The 19,112-nt window shown below is 68.2% G+C and carries 14 protein-coding genes and 2 rRNA genes; 12 read left to right on the top strand and 4 right to left on the bottom strand.

What is annotated here, in order from left to right:
- Positions 1-100 (top strand): 23S ribosomal RNA (locus BR07_RS0122105); the annotation flags it as partial.
- A gap of 143 nt (positions 101-243) precedes the next feature.
- A 5S ribosomal RNA gene (rrf, locus tag BR07_RS0122110) occupies positions 244-360 on the top strand.
- Positions 361-468: 108 nt separating this feature from the next.
- Here rrf and BR07_RS0122115 read toward each other — a convergent pair.
- From BR07_RS0122115 to BR07_RS0122125, 3 genes are all read right to left on the bottom strand, one after another.
- Positions 469-993 (bottom strand): gluconokinase, encoded by a 525-nt coding sequence (locus tag BR07_RS0122115; RefSeq protein WP_442970392.1) that lies wholly within the window; start codon positions 991-993, stop codon positions 469-471.
- A 1-nt stretch (position 994) separates the two neighbouring features.
- Positions 995-2,377 carry a GntP family permease gene (locus BR07_RS0122120; protein ID WP_027507266.1) on the bottom strand — a complete coding sequence of 461 codons (1,383 nt, stop codon included), beginning with the start codon at positions 2,375-2,377 and terminating at the stop codon, positions 995-997.
- A gap of 111 nt (positions 2,378-2,488) precedes the next feature.
- Positions 2,489-4,171, bottom strand: coding sequence for an ABC-F family ATP-binding cassette domain-containing protein (locus BR07_RS0122125; protein ID WP_027507267.1), 1,683 nt, complete (start codon positions 4,169-4,171; stop codon positions 2,489-2,491).
- A gap of 94 nt (positions 4,172-4,265) precedes the next feature.
- On the opposite strand from BR07_RS0122125, the gene BR07_RS0122130 reads away from it, so the two are divergent.
- The gene (locus tag BR07_RS0122130) at positions 4,266-5,117 is read left to right on the top strand and encodes a Cof-type HAD-IIB family hydrolase (protein WP_027507268.1); all 852 of its coding nucleotides are present in this window, start codon (positions 4,266-4,268) and stop codon (positions 5,115-5,117) included.
- Positions 5,118-5,127: 10 nt separating this feature from the next.
- On the opposite strand, the gene BR07_RS0122135 is transcribed toward BR07_RS0122130, so the two are convergent.
- Positions 5,128-7,218 carry an N-acetylmuramoyl-L-alanine amidase gene (locus tag BR07_RS0122135; RefSeq protein WP_027507269.1) on the bottom strand — a complete coding sequence of 697 codons (2,091 nt, stop codon included), beginning with the start codon at positions 7,216-7,218 and terminating at the stop codon, positions 5,128-5,130.
- A 223-nt stretch (positions 7,219-7,441) separates the two neighbouring features.
- On the opposite strand from BR07_RS0122135, the gene glf reads away from it, so the two are divergent.
- The 9 genes from glf to BR07_RS0122180 all read left to right on the top strand — a co-directional run bounded on the left by glf (position 7,442) and on the right by BR07_RS0122180 (position 18,999).
- A complete protein-coding gene (gene glf / locus BR07_RS0122140; protein WP_231476480.1) occupies positions 7,442-8,641 on the top strand; it encodes a UDP-galactopyranose mutase in 1,200 nt (399 codons plus the stop codon).
- Positions 8,638-10,530, top strand: a complete 1,893-nt coding sequence (locus tag BR07_RS0122145) for a glycosyltransferase (RefSeq protein ID WP_027507271.1) — start codon at positions 8,638-8,640, stop codon at positions 10,528-10,530. Before glf ends, BR07_RS0122145 begins: the two co-directional genes overlap by 4 nt.
- Positions 10,531-10,549: 19 nt before the next feature.
- Complete coding sequence (locus BR07_RS26020) at positions 10,550-11,095, top strand: phosphatase PAP2 family protein (protein WP_051613706.1); 546 nt, start codon at positions 10,550-10,552, stop codon at positions 11,093-11,095.
- Positions 11,092-11,997 (top strand): decaprenyl-phosphate phosphoribosyltransferase, encoded by a 906-nt coding sequence (locus tag BR07_RS0122155; protein ID WP_027507272.1) that lies wholly within the window; start codon positions 11,092-11,094, stop codon positions 11,995-11,997. Before BR07_RS26020 ends, BR07_RS0122155 begins: the two co-directional genes overlap by 4 nt.
- A gap of 49 nt (positions 11,998-12,046) precedes the next feature.
- Positions 12,047-13,867 (top strand): flagellar motor control protein ZomB, encoded by a 1,821-nt coding sequence (zomB, locus tag BR07_RS0122160; RefSeq protein WP_269320113.1) that lies wholly within the window; start codon positions 12,047-12,049, stop codon positions 13,865-13,867.
- A 398-nt stretch (positions 13,868-14,265) separates the two neighbouring features.
- A complete protein-coding gene (locus tag BR07_RS0122165; protein ID WP_231476482.1) occupies positions 14,266-15,222 on the top strand; it encodes an alpha/beta hydrolase in 957 nt (318 codons plus the stop codon).
- A gap of 231 nt (positions 15,223-15,453) precedes the next feature.
- A complete protein-coding gene (locus BR07_RS0122170) occupies positions 15,454-17,313 on the top strand; it encodes an alpha/beta hydrolase-fold protein (RefSeq protein ID WP_027507275.1) in 1,860 nt (619 codons plus the stop codon).
- A 140-nt stretch (positions 17,314-17,453) separates the two neighbouring features.
- The gene (locus tag BR07_RS0122175; protein ID WP_027507276.1) at positions 17,454-17,999 is read left to right on the top strand and encodes a DUF732 domain-containing protein; all 546 of its coding nucleotides are present in this window, start codon (positions 17,454-17,456) and stop codon (positions 17,997-17,999) included.
- 10 nt (positions 18,000-18,009) lie between these two features.
- Positions 18,010-18,999 (top strand): cutinase family protein, encoded by a 990-nt coding sequence (locus BR07_RS0122180; RefSeq protein ID WP_081821493.1) that lies wholly within the window; start codon positions 18,010-18,012, stop codon positions 18,997-18,999.
- Positions 19,000-19,112 lie beyond the last annotated feature (113 nt).

Below are 19,112 nucleotides of genomic sequence, written 5' to 3' on the forward strand. Positions count from 1 at the left end.
GGGGTAAGGCCCCCGGCAGACCACCGGGTTGATAGGCCAGAACTGGAAGCCCAGCAATGGGTGCAGGTGACTGGTACTAATAGGCCGAGGACTTACCACAAAGAAGCTACGCGTCCACTGTGCAGTATCTGAGACAACACACGAGTTGGTCAGCAGATAACTGAAACCCGCACCACCGATCCATCACCAGCAGCACCGGTGACAGGAAAAGTGTGTGCCTCGTGCTCTGTTGTTTCACAGAGTTTCGGTGGCCATAGCGGAGGGGAAACGCCCGGACCCATTCCGAACCCGGAAGCTAAGCCCTCCAGCGCCGATGGTACTGCACCCGACAGGGTGTGGGAGAGTAGGACACCGCCGAACAACCCTTCCCAGAAAGCCCCCCGACCACCGGTCGGGGGGCTTTCTGCATTCACGGGTCATGCACCGGCAGAAGGTCTTTCGCCGTGCCCCCCGCCGGCCGGCATGGTGCTACCGGGAGGCGCCCACTGCCTTCATGGCAGCTGCGACCACCTTCTCGACGCCGTCGACATCCGGCACTCCCGCGCCGTGCTCGTCCGCCTGGAGGTCCTCGAGGGTGTCGAACTGCGACTGCAGCAGAGACGGGGGCATGAAGTGCTTCCTGCGCGACATGCGGTCGAGAAGCGTGTCGTAGTCCGCTTGCAGATGGACGAAGAACAGATCCGGGTAGCCCCCGCGCAGCCAGTCCCGGTACCGCCGCGCCAGGGCGGAACAGGCCGCCACCGACGTTCCACCTTCGACTGCCACTCGTTCGATCTCACCTGCCACCGCGGCGAGCCACGGTCGACGGTCGTCGTCGTTCAGCGGGTGGCCTGCAGACATCTTGTCGATGTTCGCCTTGGGATGAAAAGTGTCGCCCTCGATGAAGGTGCTCCCCAGTGTCGTCGCCAGTGCGCTGCCGACGGTGGTCTTCCCGGTCCCCGACACACCCATCACGACGATGTGTCTCGGAATGCCGTCGGCGTGGTCCGTCACGTCAGAACACCACCCAGAGCAGTGAGGCGAGCGCGAAGACCGCGAGTCCCAATGTCGTTTCCATGACCGTCCAAGTCTTCAGAGTCGTCTTCTCGTCCATGCCGAAGAATCGGCTGACGAGCCAGAAACCCGAGTCGTTCACGTGCGAGAGCACGGTGGCCCCCGCAGCGATCGCGAACACGAGCAGTGCGATGTCGAAGTTACCCAACCCGAGCTCGACCACCTGAGCCGAGACCAGGCCGGCAGTGGTCGTCAGCGCGACCGTCGCGCTGCCCTGCGCGACGCGGAGAGCCGCCGCGATGAGGAACGCCTGCACGATCAACGAGAACCCGAGATCCGACAGCGACTCCGTCAGAGACGCACCGATGCCGCTGGCGCGAAGAACTCCGCCGAACATTCCGCCGGCGCCCGTGATGAGGATGATCGCGCACACCGGGCCCAGGGCGTCGTCCATGAGCGACGTGGCCTTGGAGACGGAGAACCGTCCGGGTGCCAGGACCACGAGTGACAGGAGCACCGTCAGCAGCAGAGCGACGGGTGTCTGCCCCAGGAGAATGAGTGCGTCCGCCCATCCGGCGTCCTCCGAGACGATTCCGGCGGTCTGCAGCGTCGAGACACCGGTGTTCAGGCAGATGAGTATCAGCGGGAACAGGAGCAGTCCGAGGACGGCCAGGAAGCGCGGTGGCGCGACGGCAGGAGCGTCGGGGTCGTCGGCGGCATCGGCGAACAGCGCGGCCGGGCTGGTGACGAACCGGCGACCCAGGCGTGTGCCGACCAGGTAGGAACCGAGGAACCACGCGATGATCGCGACCGGGAGCCCGACGACGAGAGTGACGCCGATGTCTCCGCCCATGAGGTCCGCAGCTGCCACGGGTCCCGGGTGCGGCGGCACGATCGCATGCATGGCCGCGAAGGCGCCGGCTGTCGGCAGCGCGTAGAGCAGGACGGATCCGCCGAAGCGCCGCGCCACCGAGAAGATGATCGGCAGGAAGATGACGAGACCGGCGTCGAAGAAGATCGGGAACCCGAAGATCAAGGCCGCGACGCCGAGCGCGAAGGGAGCGCGCTTCTCACCGAAGCGTGCGATGAGGGTGTCCGCGAGAACCTGGGCACCACCGGTCTTCTCGAGGAGCCGGCCGAGCATCACGCCCAGCGCGACGAGCAACGCGACGTTGCCGAGTGTCCCTCCGAAGCCCGAGAGGAGCGTGTCGGGTACGTCCGCGAGCGGGATGCCTGCGGCGACCGCCGTCACCATGCTCACCAGAACGAGCGACAGGAAGGCGTGGAGCTTCACCTTCATGATGAGGAAGAGCAGGACGGCCACGGCGACGGCCGCGACCGACAGCAGGTAGGCCGTTCCGTGTACCGGTTCCATGATGTCCACGCCGAGTCACCCTTTCGCGTGCCGAGATGTGTCCCGACACTAACGGCGCGACTCGCACGCACGGCGTTGCACGCGCCTCACCGTGTCCGAATCGTCACGTCCGGCGGGGTGTCATCGAGCGCGTGCCACGCGGCCCTCGTCCCACACCGGTTCACCCGACTCGTACACCCGACCATCCGCCCCGAAGACGAGGAACCGGTCGAAACTCCGAGCGAACCATCGGTCGTGCGTCACCGTGACCACGGTTCCGTCGAACGCGACGATCGCGTCCTGCAGGGAGTCGGCCGACTCGAGGTCGAGGTTGTCGGTGGGTTCGTCGAGGAGAAGCATCGTGGTGCCGGACAGCTCCAACAGCAGGATCTGCAACCGTGCCTGCTGACCACCGGAGAGGTCGTCGTACCTCTGCTCCGCCTGGCGGGAGAGCCCGTAGCGGTCCAGTGCGCGGGACGCGGCCTCCCGTCCCATCCCGTCACGGTGCGAGGTCCCGCGGTGCAGGATGTCCAGCAATGTGTTGCCCTCGAGGTCGGGACGGGTGTGGGTCTGAGCGAACAGTCCCGGGCGGACCCGCGCACCGAGAGTGGCTGTGCCCGTGTGCGGTACGGGTGCCAAGTCGAGTTCACCGACAGGGAGGTGCTCGAGGTCGGGATCGGTTCCGCCGGCCGCGAGCAGCCGCAGGAAGTGCGATTTGCCGGACCCGTTGGAGCCCAGTACGGCCACGCGGTCGCCGTACCAGATCTCCGTGTCGAAGGGCTGCATGAGTCCGGTCAACTCGAGTGACGTGCACACGAGTGCACGCTTCGCGGTCCGTCCTCCCGTGAGCCGCACAGCGACGTTCTGGCGGAGCGGCACCGCCTCGGGTGGGCCCGCCTCCTCGAACTTCGCGAGCCTCGTCCGGGCCGCCTGATAGCGCGAGGCCACACCGTCGTTGAACTTCGCCTTCTCGCGCAACCGCAGTACGAGCGCCTGCAGTTTCACCCGCTCCTCGTCCCACCGCGCCTTCAACTCGTCGAGTCGCGCGTTCCGCTTCTCGCGTGCCTCGGTGTAGGTGGAGAAGCCGCCGCCGTGCACCCACGCCGAGGCGCCGTTGATCCCCGGCTCCAGTGTCACGATGCGAGTTGCGGCCGTGGACAACAACTCTCGGTCGTGGCTGATGAACAGTACCGACTTGTCCGACGCGGCGATGGTGCGCTCGAGCCACCGCTTGCCCGGCACGTCGAGGTAGTTGTCGGGCTCGTCGAGCAGCAGCAGCTGATCGTTGCCCGCGAACAATGCCTCGAGCACGAGCCTCTTCTGCTCGCCGCCACTGAGCGTGGACGCGGCCCGCCACTTCGCGCGTTCGAACGAGGTGCCCATCGCGGCCATGGTGACCTCGTCCCAGAACGGCTCGAGGTCGTACCCACCGATGTCGCCCCAGTCGGACAGCGCCTGTGCGTAGGCCATCTGGGTCGCTTCGTCGTCGTGCTCGATCATCGCGTTCTCGGAGTCGTCCAGTCGCCGGGCGGCCGTACGGACGGGCTCGGCGCACACGGACAGCAGGAGGTCACGCACCGTCGACTCGTCGCGCACCTGGCCGACGAACTGCCGCATCACCCCGAGCGTTCCGGAGCGCGTCACGCTCCCCTCGTCCGGCGGCACGTCACCGGCGACGATGCGGGTGATGGTGGTCTTGCCGGTCCCGTTGGGTCCGATCAGTGCGGTCTTGGCGCCGTCACCGACCCGGAAGGACACGCCGTCCAGCAATTGGCGGCCGTCGGGCAGGAAGTAGTCGACGTCGGACAGTTCGAGATGGGACACAGGACGTCAGACTACGGCCGGTCGATCGCGTCCTCCACGCCATATTCGTGCGTCGCTGGAGACGTCGCGGAACCCCGTCGGGCAAACTTGACCGATGCAGCCCACACAGCGACCCGTCACTCCCGGCGAGACCGGACGGCCGCGGCTCGTCGCATCGGACGTCGACGGAACGCTCATCGACCACCACGAGCGTGTGACGGCTCGAACGAAGGCCGCGGTGCACGCCGTCGTGGCGGCCGGGGACACCTTCGTGCTGTCGACGGGTCGACCGCCGCGGTGGATCGGGCCCATCGTCGAGCAGTTGGGCCACGCGCCCATGGCCGTGTGCGCCAACGGCGCCGTGATCTACGACAGCGAGAACGACGTGGTCGTGTCGGCGCGGACGTTGAGCGTGACCGATCTGGCCGAGCTGGCCGCTCTTGCGGAGTCCCTCATCGCCGGGTGCGGCCTCGCGGTGGAGCGGGTCGGCCGCAGCGCGCACGACGCGGCGACGCCGCAGTTCGTGAGCTCCCCCGGCTACGAGCACGCGTGGCTCAACCCCGACAACACCGAGACGTCCTCGGAGGAGGTGCTGTCCGCCCCCGCCGTGAAGTTGCTGATCCGGCAGTCGTCGATGACGAGCGGGGACATGGCGGCCGCACTGACGTCCCACGTGGAGCACCTCGCCGACGTGACGTTCTCGACCGACAACGGGCTGATCGAACTGAGTCCGCCCGGGGTGTCGAAGGCGTCGGGACTGCTGGAGATCGCGCGCACTCTCGGCATCGACGCGTCCGAGATGATCGCGTTCGGAGACATGCCGAACGACGTGCCGATGCTGACGATGGTCGGCCACGGCGTCGCGATGGGCAATGCGCACCCTGCTGCGATCGCCGCGGCCGACGAGGTCACCACGAGCAACGCGGACGACGGCGTCGCCCGCGTGCTCGAACGGTGGTGGAGCTAGAGGAGAACGATCAGCCGACGGGCGCTGCCTCGGGAGCCGGGGCAGCCTCGGGGGCCGGTGCGGGAGCGTCCACCGGCGCGCCGGCGTTCATCTCCGCGGTGTACGTGTCGGTGAAGGTCTTGACGACCGTCGTCACGATGCCCGTGATCTCGTCGAACGAGAGCGATCCGTTCTCGAAGTCGGACTGCCATCCGTTCGGGATGCGGTACTCGTCGGACGTCGGGAGTCCGAGAGATCCGGACTCCGAGCCCATGGCGACGAACTGCTTGAAGATCTGGCCGAGCACCGAGACCACCTGGCCGGTGGGCGTCGTGTAGATCGATCCGTTGGCGAAGTCCGCGCGGGTCTGTCCCTCGGGTGCGGGGAGCAGTCCGGTCAGGGCGGCGCCGAGTCGACCCGACTCACCGCCCTCGGCGACCCACTTCTGCACGATCGGGTTCTGGACGCCCATCGCGAGGAGTTCGGACACGAGCCCGGTCAGCGTGTTGCCGGGTGCCGGTGACGACGCGTCGACACTCGGGGGAGCGGCGACGGGCGGCGCCACCAGGCCCTCGTCGGTCGAGGTCCCGGTACCGGGCTCCGCCGGTGTCGGGGTGCCGGTCCCGTTCAGGTTGGCTGCCGCGATGGACCGGATGTCGTCCATACGTGCGTAGGCGGCGTCGCCCGGGCACTCGGTGTTGCCGACGTCGCGGTGCGCGAAGATCACCGGGAGATCGATCGAGCGGCCCTGCTGGACGAACGTGTACTGCGTGCCCTCGGACGTCATCGTGGTGGTCCCCTTCGGGTCCAGGCCGGCCTTGCCGAGACGCCATCCGAGGAACTTGCCGGCAGCGTCGAGCGACTCCTGCGTCGGCTGCTCCGAGCTGTAGTCGCCCATCAGCGCGATGCCCATGGTGTTCTCGTTGAAGCCGCCCGCGTGCGCGCCCTCGACGTTGCGATCGAGGCCACCTGCGCGGCCCTCGAACACCTGGCCGTACTTGTCCACCAGCACGTTGTAACCGATGTCGCACCAGCCCAGTGTCTGCGCGTGGTACGCGTAGATCGCCCGGACGATGCCCGCGGACTCGTCCTTGCTGTAGTTGTTGCTGCCCGCGGTGTGGTGCACCGTGGCGCCGCCGAGAGAGTCGTCGTACGTGGGAGAACCGCAGCGCTTCGACTCGTCCGCTCCCCACTGGGCGCGGGTGATCACGGCGGGGCCGGAGCCGTCGACGGGGGTCGCGATGTCACTCAGCGTGCTGTCGGCCGCCGAGGTGCCGGGCGTGATGAGCACGGCGGTCGCGTCCGCGAGGGCGTTCGCGATCGGCTGGGCCCGTAGCGGGCGGGACGACGACGCCGGGACGTAGCCGAGCTCGGGTGCCGGCGCGACGGGATCGGCCGCGTCGGGAGCGGGAGCCGCCTCGGGTGCTGGTGCCGCCTCGGGAGCGGGTGCCGGCGGCTCGACCGGGAAGGCCGGGTCGGCGGGGTTCAGCACGGCGCCGGCCGGGACGGTGGGGCTCAGCAGGAACTGGACGCGCTTGGTCAGGCCCACGTAGATGGGCTCCGTGCCGTTGGCGACGGCGGGCACGTCCGAATCGGTGCGACCGGTGTCGATGGACTGCGTCTCGTTCCACGGACCCCAGGAACCGTCGTCGAGCTGGGCACGCACACGGGCCACCGCAGAGCCGAGCTGGTCGGCCGTCAGCGCGACCATGCTGAAGGGGGCGTCCTGGGACACCTCCTTGACCACGGCGCCGTCCTGCGAGCCGTCCACCTCGGACGGCGCGGGGGCCGCCGGATCGGTGGGCGACGCGGCGGGCACCTCGGGAACCGTGAGTCCGGGGATGGACGGGATCTCGAAGGAGTCGGGCAGCGACAGATCGCGCAGCGACCCCAGGTCGATGTCCGGCAGATCCAGCCCGGTGAGTTCCTTCACGGGGATGACGATGTCGGGTGCGTTCGCGAGCGCCAGCTTGGCGATCTGCGTGGGAACGACGGTGGTCGTGTCGTTGGCCGCGCGCACTCCGGTGGTGCTGTCCCCGACGGCGTAGACCACGACAGGACTCGTGACCGCGAGTGCGGCGACGACACCCAGAATCAGTGACGGCTTCGGTCGACGGTGCAAGACGATTTCTCCCCTGGTAGACGTTGCCCCGCGATCACCGTCACATGTGACGGATGTGACTCATGTGATAGGTGATGCGCAACAAGCGCCACACTAACCACAGAAACACCAACCATCAACCTCAAGTAGAGGGTTCGGCCAGGTGTTCGAACGATTCGCCCGTCGGGAGGGTCGACGTGCGGGTTGCGGGACGACTACACAGCGTCGGATACCCTGGTCACCCGTGACTGATACTTCGCGAGGACGGTACGACCTGATCGTCGTGGGGTCCGGTTTCTACGGCCTCACGATTGCCGAGCGGAGTGCCGCGGAACTGGGAAAACGAGTGCTCGTGCTCGACCGGCGCTCCCACATCGGAGGCAATGCCTACTCCGAACCCGAGCCCGGTACCGGCATCGAGATCCACAAGTACGGCGCCCACCTCTTCCACACGTCGAACGAGAAGGTGTGGGAGTACGTCACTCGCTTCACCGAGTTCACGGGCTACCAGCACCGCGTGTTCGCCCTGCACAAGGGCCAGGCGTACCAGTTCCCGATGGGCCTGGGCCTGGTGTCCCAGTTCTTCGGCCGCTACTTCACTCCCGCCGAGGCGCGCGCGCTCATCGAGGAGCAGTCCAGCGAGATCTCGGTCGAGGATGCCGCGAATCTCGAGGAGAAGGCCATCGCGCTGATCGGCCGCCCGCTGTACGAGGCGTTCGTCCGCGACTACACCGCCAAGCAGTGGCAGACCGATCCCAAGGATCTGCCCGCGGGCAACATCGCGCGGCTCCCGGTCCGCTACACCTTCGACAACCGCTACTTCAACGACACCCACGAGGGTCTGCCCGTCGACGGCTACACCGCGTGGCTCGAGAACATGGCGAAGAGCGACCTCATCGAGGTCCGGCTGGACACGGACTGGTTCGACGTCCGTGACGAACTCCGGGCCGAGAGCCCGGACGCGCCGATCGTCTACACGGGACCGCTGGACCGGTACTTCGACTACTCCGAGGGCGAACTGGGTTGGCGCACACTCGACTTCGAGACCGAGGTGCTCGACACCGGTGACTTCCAGGGCACCCCGGTGATGAACTACAACGATGCGGACGTGCCCTACACGCGCATCCACGAGTTCCGGCACTTCCATCCCGAGCGCGACTACCCCGCGGACAAGACGGTCATCATGCGCGAGTACTCCCGGTTCGCAGAGTCGGGAGACGAGCCGTACTACCCCATCAACACTCCCGACGACCGCGCGAAGCTGGCGGCCTACCGGGCCCGCGCCAAGCAGGAGACGGCCGAGAACTCCGTCCTGTTCGGCGGCCGACTGGGCACCTACCAGTACCTCGACATGCACATGGCCATCGCCAGTGCGCTCACCACGTTCGAGAACACGTTGCGCCCCCACCTCGAATCCGGTGCTCCACTGGGTGATTCGGCGTGAGCGAGGACCAGTTGCTGGGGCGGTCGCTGCTCCAACGCATCCTGCTCCCGCGCGCCGGTGAGCCGCTCGACGTCCGCACCCTGTACACGGACGAGGCCCGCACCAACCCGCGCCGCGCGCATTCGCTCTCTCGCACCTCGGTGTCCATCGGATCCGAGTCGGAGGTCTCCTTCGGCACGTACTTCAACGCGTTCCCGGCGAGCTACTGGCGACGGTGGAGCACGCTGGATTCCGTCGTCCTGCGGGTCGAGCTGATCGGCCACTGCCGCGTCGACGTCTACCGCTCGAAGGCGGACGGGTCCCGGATCCACGTCCAGGGCGGCGACACCGACGACGCGACGACGGTCGACGGCGACGTCACGACTCTCGAGTTCGTCGTCGAGCTCGGTCCCTTCGAGGACGGCGGATGGATCTGGTTCGACGTCACCACGGACACCGACGTCGAGGTGCGGTCCGCCGGGTGGTTCGCACCCGTCGACGCGCCCGGACGCGCGTCCGTGGCCATCGGCATCCCCACGTTCAACCGGCCGACGGACTGCGTGAAGGCGCTGACGGCGATCGCGTCCGATCCACTGGTCATGGCCGTCGTCGACGCCGTCATCGTGCCCGACCAGGGCACCCGCAAGGTGCGCGACGAGCCCGGATTCGACGACGCCGCGGCCGCGTTCGGCGATCTCCTCAGCATCCACGACCAGGCCAACCTCGGTGGATCCGGCGGATACAGCCGGATCATGTACGAGGCGCTCGAGAACACCGACGCCGAGCACATCCTCTTCATGGACGACGACATCGAGATCGAGCCCGACTCGATCCTGCGGGCGCTCGCCATGGCCCGCTTCGCGAAGGTGCCGACACTCGTCGGTGGCCAGATGCTCAACCTGCAGGCACGAAGTCACCTGCACGTGATGGGCGAGAAGATCGACACCGGCATCTTCATGTGGGGTGGCGCCCAGAACGTCGAGTACGACCACGACTTCGCCGAGAAGCCGCTCCGCGAGTCGACACTGCTGCACCGCCGGATCGACGTCGACTACAACGGCTGGTGGATGTGCCTCATCCCGCGGGTGGTCGCCGAGACGATCGGTCAGCCGCTGCCGCTGTTCATCAAGTGGGACGACGCCGAGTACGGACTGCGAGCCCGCGAGGCCGGGTTCCCCACGGTGACTCTCCCGGGGGCCGCGATCTGGCACATGGCGTGGAGCGACAAGGACGACGCCATCGACTGGCAGGCGTACTTCCACCTGCGCAACCGCCTCGTGGTGGCGGCGTTGCACTCCCCGGGTTCCGCCCGCGGCCTCGTGGTGAACACCGTCAAGGCCACGATGAAGCATCTGCTGTGCCTCGAGTACTCCACGGTCGCGATCCAGAACATGGCGATCCGCGACTTCCTCGCCGGCCCCGAGCACATCATGGACATCCTGCCGACGGCGCTCGCCGAGGTGCACCGGGTACGCAGGCAGTACCCCGACGCCGTGGTCGTCCCGTCGTCGACGCTGCTCCCGCCGGCCAGCGGCGCGGACGTACCCGCCGTCGCCGAGCCGGTCGGCGCCGTGGCCAAGGTGTCCCGGCTGGCGAAGGGCCTGATCCACAACGCCCGAGGTGCGCAGCGGCAGCACCACGACCGTCCCCAGCTCAACGTGCCGACGCTCGATGCGCGCTGGTACCTGCTCTCGCAGGTCGACGGTGTCACCGTCACCACCGCCGACGGACGCGGCGTCGTGTACCGCAAGCGGGATCCGAAGATCGCCTCCGCGCTGCTCGGAGAGGCGCTCTCGCTGCGCCGCGAGCTGGCGTCGCGCTTCCCCGAGCTGTCCGACCGGTACCGTCGCGCCGTGCCCGAACTCACCAGCAAGGAGCGTTGGGAACGTGTCTTCTCCTATCCGAACTGACAACCTGGTTCGAACCGACCTGCGGGTCCTCACCGCGGTGCAGGGCAGCGTCGGATCACTGCCGGGCGCCGTGCGTGTCGCTCGGGGGATGTCGCACTTCGGTGAGCACGCCCTCGGGTGGATCGCCATCGGCGGTGTCGGTGCCGTGGTCGACTCGGCGCGGCGCGAGCAGTGGGCGTCGGTCGCGGTCGGTGCCGTCGGTGCGCACGCGGCGTCGATCGTCGTCAAGCGCATCTCGCGGCGTCGGCGCCCGACCCATCCGTCCGTGCGCGTCGGCGTCTCCACGCCCAGCCGGTTCAGCTTTCCGTCGTCGCACGCGACGTCCACCACGGCCGCGGCGCTGCTGATCGGCCGCGCGAGCGGTCTGCCCGTGGCACCGGTGCTGGTGCCCGCGATGCTGGTGTCGCGCCTGGTGCTCGGTGTTCACTACCCTTCCGACGTACTCGTGGGCTCCGCGCTCGGCGCGCTGTCCGCGGCGGCGACGGTGCGAGCCGAGAAGAACGCGGCGGTCCGATTCGGCCTGACCGGCGGAGACGCAGCGGCCACGACAGCAGGAGCAGCATGAGCGAGGAACCCGCCGTCGTCGGCGCGCCCCCGAAGAACCTGGCCACGGGCATCGTCAAGGCGGTGCGCCCGCGCCAGTGGGTCAAGAACGTGCTGGTCCTGGCGGCGCCCCTGGCTGCCGGCTCGGTCACCGAGAGCTCGGTGCTCCTGCCGGTCGCGCTCGCGTTCCTCGTCTTCTGCATGGCCGCGTCGGGCATCTATCTGGTCAACGACGCGATGGACGTCGAGGCGGACCGGGCGCACCCCACCAAGCGATTCCGTCCCATCGCGGCGGGTGTCCTCCCGGTCAACCTGGCCTTCGCGATGGCGGTGGTGCTGCTCGGCGGCGCGATCGGGCTCTCGTTCCTGGCCAACTGGAACCTCGCCGTGGTCATGGGCGTCTACATCGCGGTCCAGCTCGCGTACTGCTTCGGCCTGAAGCACCAGGCGGTGCTCGACATCTGCATCGTCTCGTCCGGCTTCCTGCTGCGCGCGATCGCGGGCGGCGTGGCGGCCGACATCCCGCTGTCGCAGTGGTTCCTGCTGATCATGGCCTTCGGATCGCTGTTCATGGCAGCCGGCAAGCGGTACGCCGAACTGCAGCTCGCCGAACGCACCGGCGCCAAGATCCGCAAGTCGCTGGAGAACTACACCACCACCTACCTGCGGTTCGTGTGGACGCTCAGCGCCACGGCCGTCGTCATCTGCTACGGACTGTGGGCCTTCGACCAGGACGCGAAGAACGGCAGTTCCCTCTTCGCGATCTCGATGGTTCCCTTCACTGTCGCTATCCTGCGGTACGCAGTGGACGTGGACGGTGGCGAAGCGGGCGAGCCCGAGGAGATCGCACTCGGGGACCGGGTGCTCCAGATGCTCGCCATCGTGTGGATCGGAGTGGTGGGTGTCGCTGTCTACCTCGCATGAGGAACTGACAGAACGTACCGGCGACGAGCAGTCGCGGGCCGAGGACCGGGTGGGAACGCCCGGGTGGGCCCGAGCGACCGGCGTCGCCGGTATCGCCGTGGTCGCGGTGCTGACCTTCTGGGGCGCCTGGGACCGCCGTTGGATCGCGGACGACGGACTGATCGTGCTGCGCACGGTCCGCAACCTCCTGGCCGGCAACGGGCCGGTGTTCAACGCGGGCGAGCGCGTCGAGACCAACACGAGCGCCGCCTGGACCTATGTCGTGTACGCCTTCTCGTGGCTCAGCGGTGTCCGCCTCGAGTACGTGGTGCTGACCATCGCCCTCGTGCTGACGACGGCGGCCGTCACGGTCGCGATGATCGGCACGGCACGCCTGTACGCCGGGCGCGCGGTGCTCGCGCTCCCCGCAGGAGCGCTCGTCTACATCGCCGTACCGCCGGCACGCGACTTCGCGACGTCCGGCCTCGAGTCGTGCCTGGTCATCTTCTGGATCGCGGTCCTGTGGTGGCTGATGCTCCGGTGGGCGGACCGGCGGGTGGAGAACCCGTCGACGGCACTCGTGCTCGTCATCGCGTTCTGGGGCGGACTGTCGCCCCTCGTCCGCCCGGAACTCGTCATCGTCGGCGGCCTCGCGCTCCTCATGCTCGTCGTCGCGACGTCGGGATGGATCCGCCGCGGCGCCGTCGTCGTGGTCGCCGGTCTGCTCCCGGTGGGCTACCAGATCTGGCGCATGGGCTACTACGCGCTGCCGTACCCGAACACCGCGGTGTCGAAGGACGCCGGCGGCGCCAAGTGGGCGCAGGGTTCGACGTATCTGTGGAACCTCGTGGGGCCCTACGCCCTGTGGGTGCCCGCGGTGCTGGTCGTCGTGGCCGCGGCACTGGCCGCCACCCGGATCGGGCCCGGTGCGGCTCGCCGTGGCGAGGCGCCGAGCGGTCTCGACGGACTGGTCTCGCGGATCCGGACGCCGAGCGCCGTGGTGGTCTTCGCGCTCGTGTCGGGTCTGATCTCCACGGTGTACGCGGTGCGAGTTGGCGGCGACTTCATGCACGGCCGCACTCTGCTCCCCGCGCTGTTCCTGCTGCTGCTCCCGGTCGCCGTCGTGCCGATCCCGCTGCGGCGCGGGATCGTGGTGCTGGTGTCGTGCGTCGCGCTGTGGCTCGGCGTGGTCGTCTGGGCGATCTTCGCGGCCACCACCACCGGCATGCCGCAGGGCACGACGGTCGGGCGTAGCGGCATCGTCGACGAGCGGGCCTTCTACTCCGAGAACACCGGCCACCGCCATCCGATCCTGGCCAGCGACTACCTGGACTACCCGCGCATGCGGGCAATGGTGCAGACCATCGAGAACACGCCGGACGGCGGTCTGTTGCTGCCGTCCGCGCAGTTCACCTACTGGGACGTGGTGCCGCCGCCCCTGCCGATTCCCGAGGGCGGCGACGAGCACGTCGTCTACTTCCTCAACTTGGGAATGACCAGCATGAACGTGGGGCTCGACGTCCGGGTGCTGGATCAGATGGGCCTGGCGTATCCGTTGGCGGCGCACACGGAACGGCTCGACAACGGCCGCATCGGACACGACAAGAACCTGTACACGGACTGGGTGGTCGCGGACACCGGAATGGTGGACGTGCATCCCTTCCTGCCGTTCTATCTGGACGAGGAATGGGTGGAGCAGGCGCAGGTCGCGTTGACCTGTCCGGAGACGCAGGAACTGCTGACGTCCTACCGTTCGGAGCTCACGCGGGCCCGATTCGTGCAGAACTTCAAGCACTCGTTGGATCTCGCGGGGTACCGATTCGACCGGGTGCCGAAGTACGAAATACAACGGTGTAATTTGGAGATGCCCCCGGAGCGGCCCGCATCGTGACGATGTGCGGCAAGTGAGATCCGCGTCACAGTGAGATCACCGGGTCATGGCGTTTCGGTGTCGTGAGTATTCCGATTTCGACGTCCCGGCTGGATTCCGGCATCTCGTTTGTGTAACGCTGTCTCCGTCGGCGGAGATATGTGTAGATGATGTGCGTCGACGTGCAGGATCGCCCGCGGGGCGATCGTGCGCGGAAGACGAGACCGATGGTTCAGGTTCCGAGGTCTTCCTCGGAGCGTGACCGGATATCGATCGACGAAGCGGTGCGGCCGTCCGGCTGCACGGAACTGTGAGAGGCCGAATGTATGCGTGACGGGTCCGTTACCGATGTCGCTGGTGACGACAGCGCTCTGCCGCGTAAGGCTTCACGCCTGCGCACCCCCCGAGTGGGCCGACGTATGCGTCAGGCCCTCGTCTCCGTCGTGATGGCCGCCGCCATCCCCCTCGGCCTCGCGGTCGTGGGCACCGGAGCCACTGCCAACGCCGAGATCCGTGCCGGATTCGACGTCTGGTCCGACTCGTCCATGGGTCCGATCAAGAGTCGCGTCTGGCGCGCCGCCGACGGCAACACGTCGAAGGTCGTGTACCTCCTCGACGGTCTCCGCGCGACGCCGGACATCAGCGGCTGGGAGCACGAGACCAATGCGGGCTCGTTCCTCTCGGACAACAACATCAACGTCGTCCAGCCGGTCGGCGGTGAGTCCAGCTTCTACACCGACTGGTACGCACCGTCGAACTTCAACGGCCAGCAGATCACGTACAAGTGGGAGACGTTCCTGACGCAGGATCTCCCCAACCGTCTCGCAGCGGGTGACCTCGGCTTCTCGCGTCAGAACAACGGCATCGTCGGTCTGTCGATGGGCGGCAGCGCTGCGCTGACGCTCGCCGCGTACCACCCGAACCAGTTCAGCTACGCCGGCTCGCTGTCCGGCTACCTGAACATCTCGGCGCCCGGCATGCGCGAGGCCATCCGCGTCGCGATGCTCGACGCCGGTCGCTACAACGTCGACAGCATGTGGGGACCGCCCTGGAACCCGGCGTGGCTGCGCAACGACCCGTTCGTCTTCGCGCCGCGTCTGCGTGACAACGGCACGCGTGTCTGGGTCTCGGCCGCCAGCGGCCTCCCGGGCAACTACGACCGCCCGGGCTCGCTGCTCGACTACTACAACACCGCCAACGGCATGGGCCTCGAGGCTCTGGCGCTCGCCAACAGCCGCGCTTTCCAGGTCCGCATGGCCTCGATCGGCGCCAACAACGTCACCTACAGCTTCCCCGCGCAGGGAACGCACCGGTGGGGTTACTGGTTCGATCAGATCGTGCAGATGATGCCCGACCTGCGTGCCAACATCGGCTGAGTCAGCTCGCTAGTCGACAGCCCCGGCCCTCGCTTCGGCGACGGTGTCCGGGGCTGTCGCATGTTCTGAGGCGACTCCAGTAACATTTGCACCACCAGTCACAGCGAGTCTCCCCGAGACCGTCGCCGTGACCGTGTAGAACAAGATCGGCGGCACTCTCGACGTACCGGACCTCTCCGGCACGCCGACGGCCCCGCACAGTCTGACGTTTCGAGGAAGCGAGTCCCACACATGCGAGTTCCGAACGGCCGGAGAGCGCGGATCCTGTCCGCCCTGGCGTTCACGCTGGTTCTTCCGCTCGCAGGGGGCCAGGCCGCCACGGCGGTCGCGTCTCCGGTCCACGCGGCACCTGTCCAGGCAGCGCCGCTGCGCGCGCAGGCGGATGCCGGCGCCACCGTATCCGCGGTCGACTGGATCACCGACCGCCGTGTCGCGGTGTGGGTGAACTCGCCGTCCATGGGAGTCCCGATCCAGGTGCAGCTGCTGCTCGCGCGGGACTGGAACAAGAACCCGCAGGCCACGTTCCCGTCGGTGTGGATGCTCGACGGCATGCGCGCGACCGACACCGAGAACGGCTGGACCGCCGAGACCGACGCCGAGTCCTGGTTCGCCGACAAGAACGTCAACGTCGTGCTGCCCGTCGGCGGTCAGTCGAGCTTCTACTCCGACTGGGCTGAGCAGAACAACGGCCGGAACTACAAGTGGGAGACGTTCCTGACCAAGGAGCTCCCGCCCATTCTCGAGCGTGACTGGCGCTCCAACCAGACGCGCGCGGTCGCCGGTCTCTCCATGGGCGGCACCGCCGCGATGACGCTCTCGGCGCGGAACCCGGGCTTCTTCCGATTCGCCGGATCGTTCTCCGGCATCCTCAGCACCACGACGCTCGGAATGCCGCAGGCCATCGGGTACGCCATGCAGGACGCGGGCGGCTTCGACGCCGGTGCCATGTGGGGCGTGCCGTCGAGCGAGCTGTGGGCTCAGCACGACCCGTACGTTCTCGCGGAGAAGCTGAAGGGCATGAGCCTGTACGTCTCGAGCGGCAGCGGTACCGCCGGACCGTACGACCAGCAGTCCGACATCCCCGGCATCAGCACGAACTACGCCGGCATGGGTCTCGAGATCCTGTCGCGGCTCACGTCGCAGACGTTCGCGACCAAGCTCAACAAGCTCGGCATCCCGGCCTCGATCAACTACCGGCCGTCCGGAACCCACTCGTGGCAGTACTGGCAGTTCGAGCTCCGCCAGGCATGGCCGCAGATCGCCACCGCCCTCGGCGTCGAGGTGGACAAGCCCGCGTGCAGCGTCGGCGGGAACATCGGCGGCACCGCGAGCGCCAACGGATGGCTCGGCGACTGCCTCACCTCCGAGTACGACGTCGCGGGTGGGCGGGCACAGGACTTCCGGTTCGGTCGCATCTTCTCCTCCGACGGGGGCACGCACGTCGTCGCCGGTGCGATCGGTGGCGCGTACGCGGCCAACGGTGGTCCGGCCGGTGCACTGGGCATGCCGCTGTCGGGTGAGCTCGGAACCCCGGACGGCCGTGGACGCTACAACTCGTTCCGCAACGGAATGGTCTACTGGACCCCGCAGACCGGTGCGCACGCAGTGCGCGGCGCGATTCTCGACGAGTGGGCCCGCCAGGGCTACGAGGGTGGGCCGCTGGGCTACCCGCTGCGCGACGAGGTGCAGACCCCGAACAAGCCGGGTGCGGTCCAGGGCTTCGAGATCGGTGCGATGTACTTCTCGCCCGACACCGGCACGCACGCCGTGATGGGCAAGATCATGGAGAAGTACGGCCAGCTCGGGTGGGAGAACGGGGCACTCGGCTTCGCGAAGACCAACGAGGTCCCGGTCCGTGACGGCGGTCGCTTCACCGAGTTCCAGGGCGGCAACATCTACTGGTCGCCCGCGACCGGCGCGTGGTCCATCCTCAACGGCCAGATATTCGACGCGTGGAAGAGCGTCGGGTACGAGAACGGTCGCCTGGGATACGTCACCAGCGATCAGTTCGACATCCCCGGCGGTGTCCAGCAGAACTTCCAGAACGGCTTCGTGACGGTGCGGGACGGCGTCGTCCAGATCGTTCCCTGACCCGACACCGGGCGGTGCCGACACGGTGGGACTTCGCCCCGCGGCCGGCCTCCGGCCTTCCCGCACACAGAGTCCTCTCAGACCGTGCCGGTACCGTCCGCTGTCAGTTGCCGTGCCCCGATGACAGTAAGGACGTTTTCGTGACCTCGAGGTTCGCCACCACCGTCGCTCCCGTGATGCTGGCCGTCGCGGCCGGTGCTCTGCTCACCGCGTGCGGCGGCGACGACTCCTCGGCCAGCAGCACGCCGTCCCTCACGTCGAGCGCCACCGCCGCTGCGACCACGACGGAGGCGCCGACCTCCACGTCCGCGTCCGCCACGTCGACCTCGCCTGGTGCGACCACGAGTCCGGGCGCGGCGGCGACCGCTCCCGACGAGGCGGAACCGGTGCCCAGTGGCTTCCCCGGCCCGACCGAGGTGCCGATCGACGCCCGTGGAACCGCGTTCCTCGACGCTCTGAAGTCCCGCGGCGTCACGGTGGCCGGCAACGGCGACATCGCCATCGGCACGGCGAGCTACATCTGCGCCGCCCAGTCCGAGGGTGTGGCGGACGACCAGGTCCTCACCTTCGTCACCGCGAACGTCGGTGCCGAGGCGTCGGCGTCCGGTGCGACCATCAGCGCCGAGGACGCGTCGCGGACCGCACAGACGTACGTCGACGTCGCGCGCTCGACGTACTGCGGATAGGCGGCGCCTCGTGACACGATCCGGTCGGCCCGGGCCGCCGCGTCGGCGTTCGGTGGCGCGCACACTGCTCGTCCTGCTCGCGGTCGCGCTCGTCGTCGTCCTCGTCCTGCTGTTGCTCTGGTACCTGCTCGCGGGTCGACTGACGACACCCGGTCCTGGTGAGCCGCAGGTTCCCGGTGCCGAGCCGCCCACCTCGCAGCCGGCGTCGTGCCCCGACGTGTTCGTGCTCTCGGTGCCGGGCACGTGGGAGTCGAACGCGGCGGACGATCCCTACGCTCCCACCGCGAACCCGATCTCGTTGATGCTGAACGTGACTCAGCCGCTGCAGCAGCAGTTCGGCCCCGAGCGCGCCGAGGTCTACACGGTTCCGTACGTCGCGCAGTTCTCCAATCCCATCGCGTTCCCGCCCGACGGCCAGGCCTCGTACAACGTCAGCCGGTCGGAGGGCGCCGCGAAGGCGAACGAGATCCTGGCGCAGCGGTCCTCGGAGTGCCCGCTCACGTCCTACGTGCTCGCAGGGTTCTCGCAGGGAGCAGTCATCGTCGGCGATCTCGCCGCGTCGATCGGCGCAGGGGCGGGTCCGGTTCCGGCGGAGCGAGTCCTCGGCGTCACCGTCATCGCGGACGGCCGACGCGACGGCACCAGCGCGCAGCAGATCGGCCCGCCGGTGGACGGCGTGGGCGCGGAGGTGGCTCTCGGCGGTCTCGACGTACCCGGAATCACCATGACCGGTGCCCGCCAGGGTGGGTTCGGTGCGCTCGCCGATCGGACCTTCTCGATCTGCGCTCCCGGCGACCTCATCTGCGCGGCGCCGCCCGAGGCGATGTCGCTCCGCAACATCCCGTCGTCGCTGACCGCACTGGCCGGTGCGGCGGGTAATCCGGTGCACGGCAACTACGCTCGGTACGTCGTAGACGACGCCGGCACCACCGCCACACAGTGGACGGCGAACTGGGCGGCGGGGCTCGTCGCGTCGGCTCCGACGCCTGCTCACAGCTGACGGAAGGTGCTGCGCGGGGCAACTTTGGTCTCGAGCCGGTAACGGTTAGAGTGGCGAGTCGGCTTCGACTCCGGCCACCGCACCTTCCCTCGACGCTGCAGGAGAGAAAATTC

This window comes from Rhodococcus sp. UNC23MFCrub1.1 (assembly GCF_000686025.1).
GTDB lineage: Bacteria > Actinomycetota > Actinomycetes > Mycobacteriales > Mycobacteriaceae > Rhodococcoides.

Coding starts and splice junctions, on each gene's coding strand:
- BR07_RS0122170 (WP_027507275.1), top strand. CDS start 15,454: ATGCGAGTTCCGAACGGCCGGAGAGCGCGGATCCTGTCCGCCCTGGCG.
- BR07_RS0122155 (WP_027507272.1), top strand. CDS start 11,092: ATGAGCGAGGAACCCGCCGTCGTCGGCGCGCCCCCGAAGAACCTGGCC.
- BR07_RS0122130 (WP_027507268.1), top strand. CDS start 4,266: ATGCAGCCCACACAGCGACCCGTCACTCCCGGCGAGACCGGACGGCCG.
- BR07_RS0122165 (WP_231476482.1), top strand. CDS start 14,266: ATGCGTCAGGCCCTCGTCTCCGTCGTGATGGCCGCCGCCATCCCCCTC.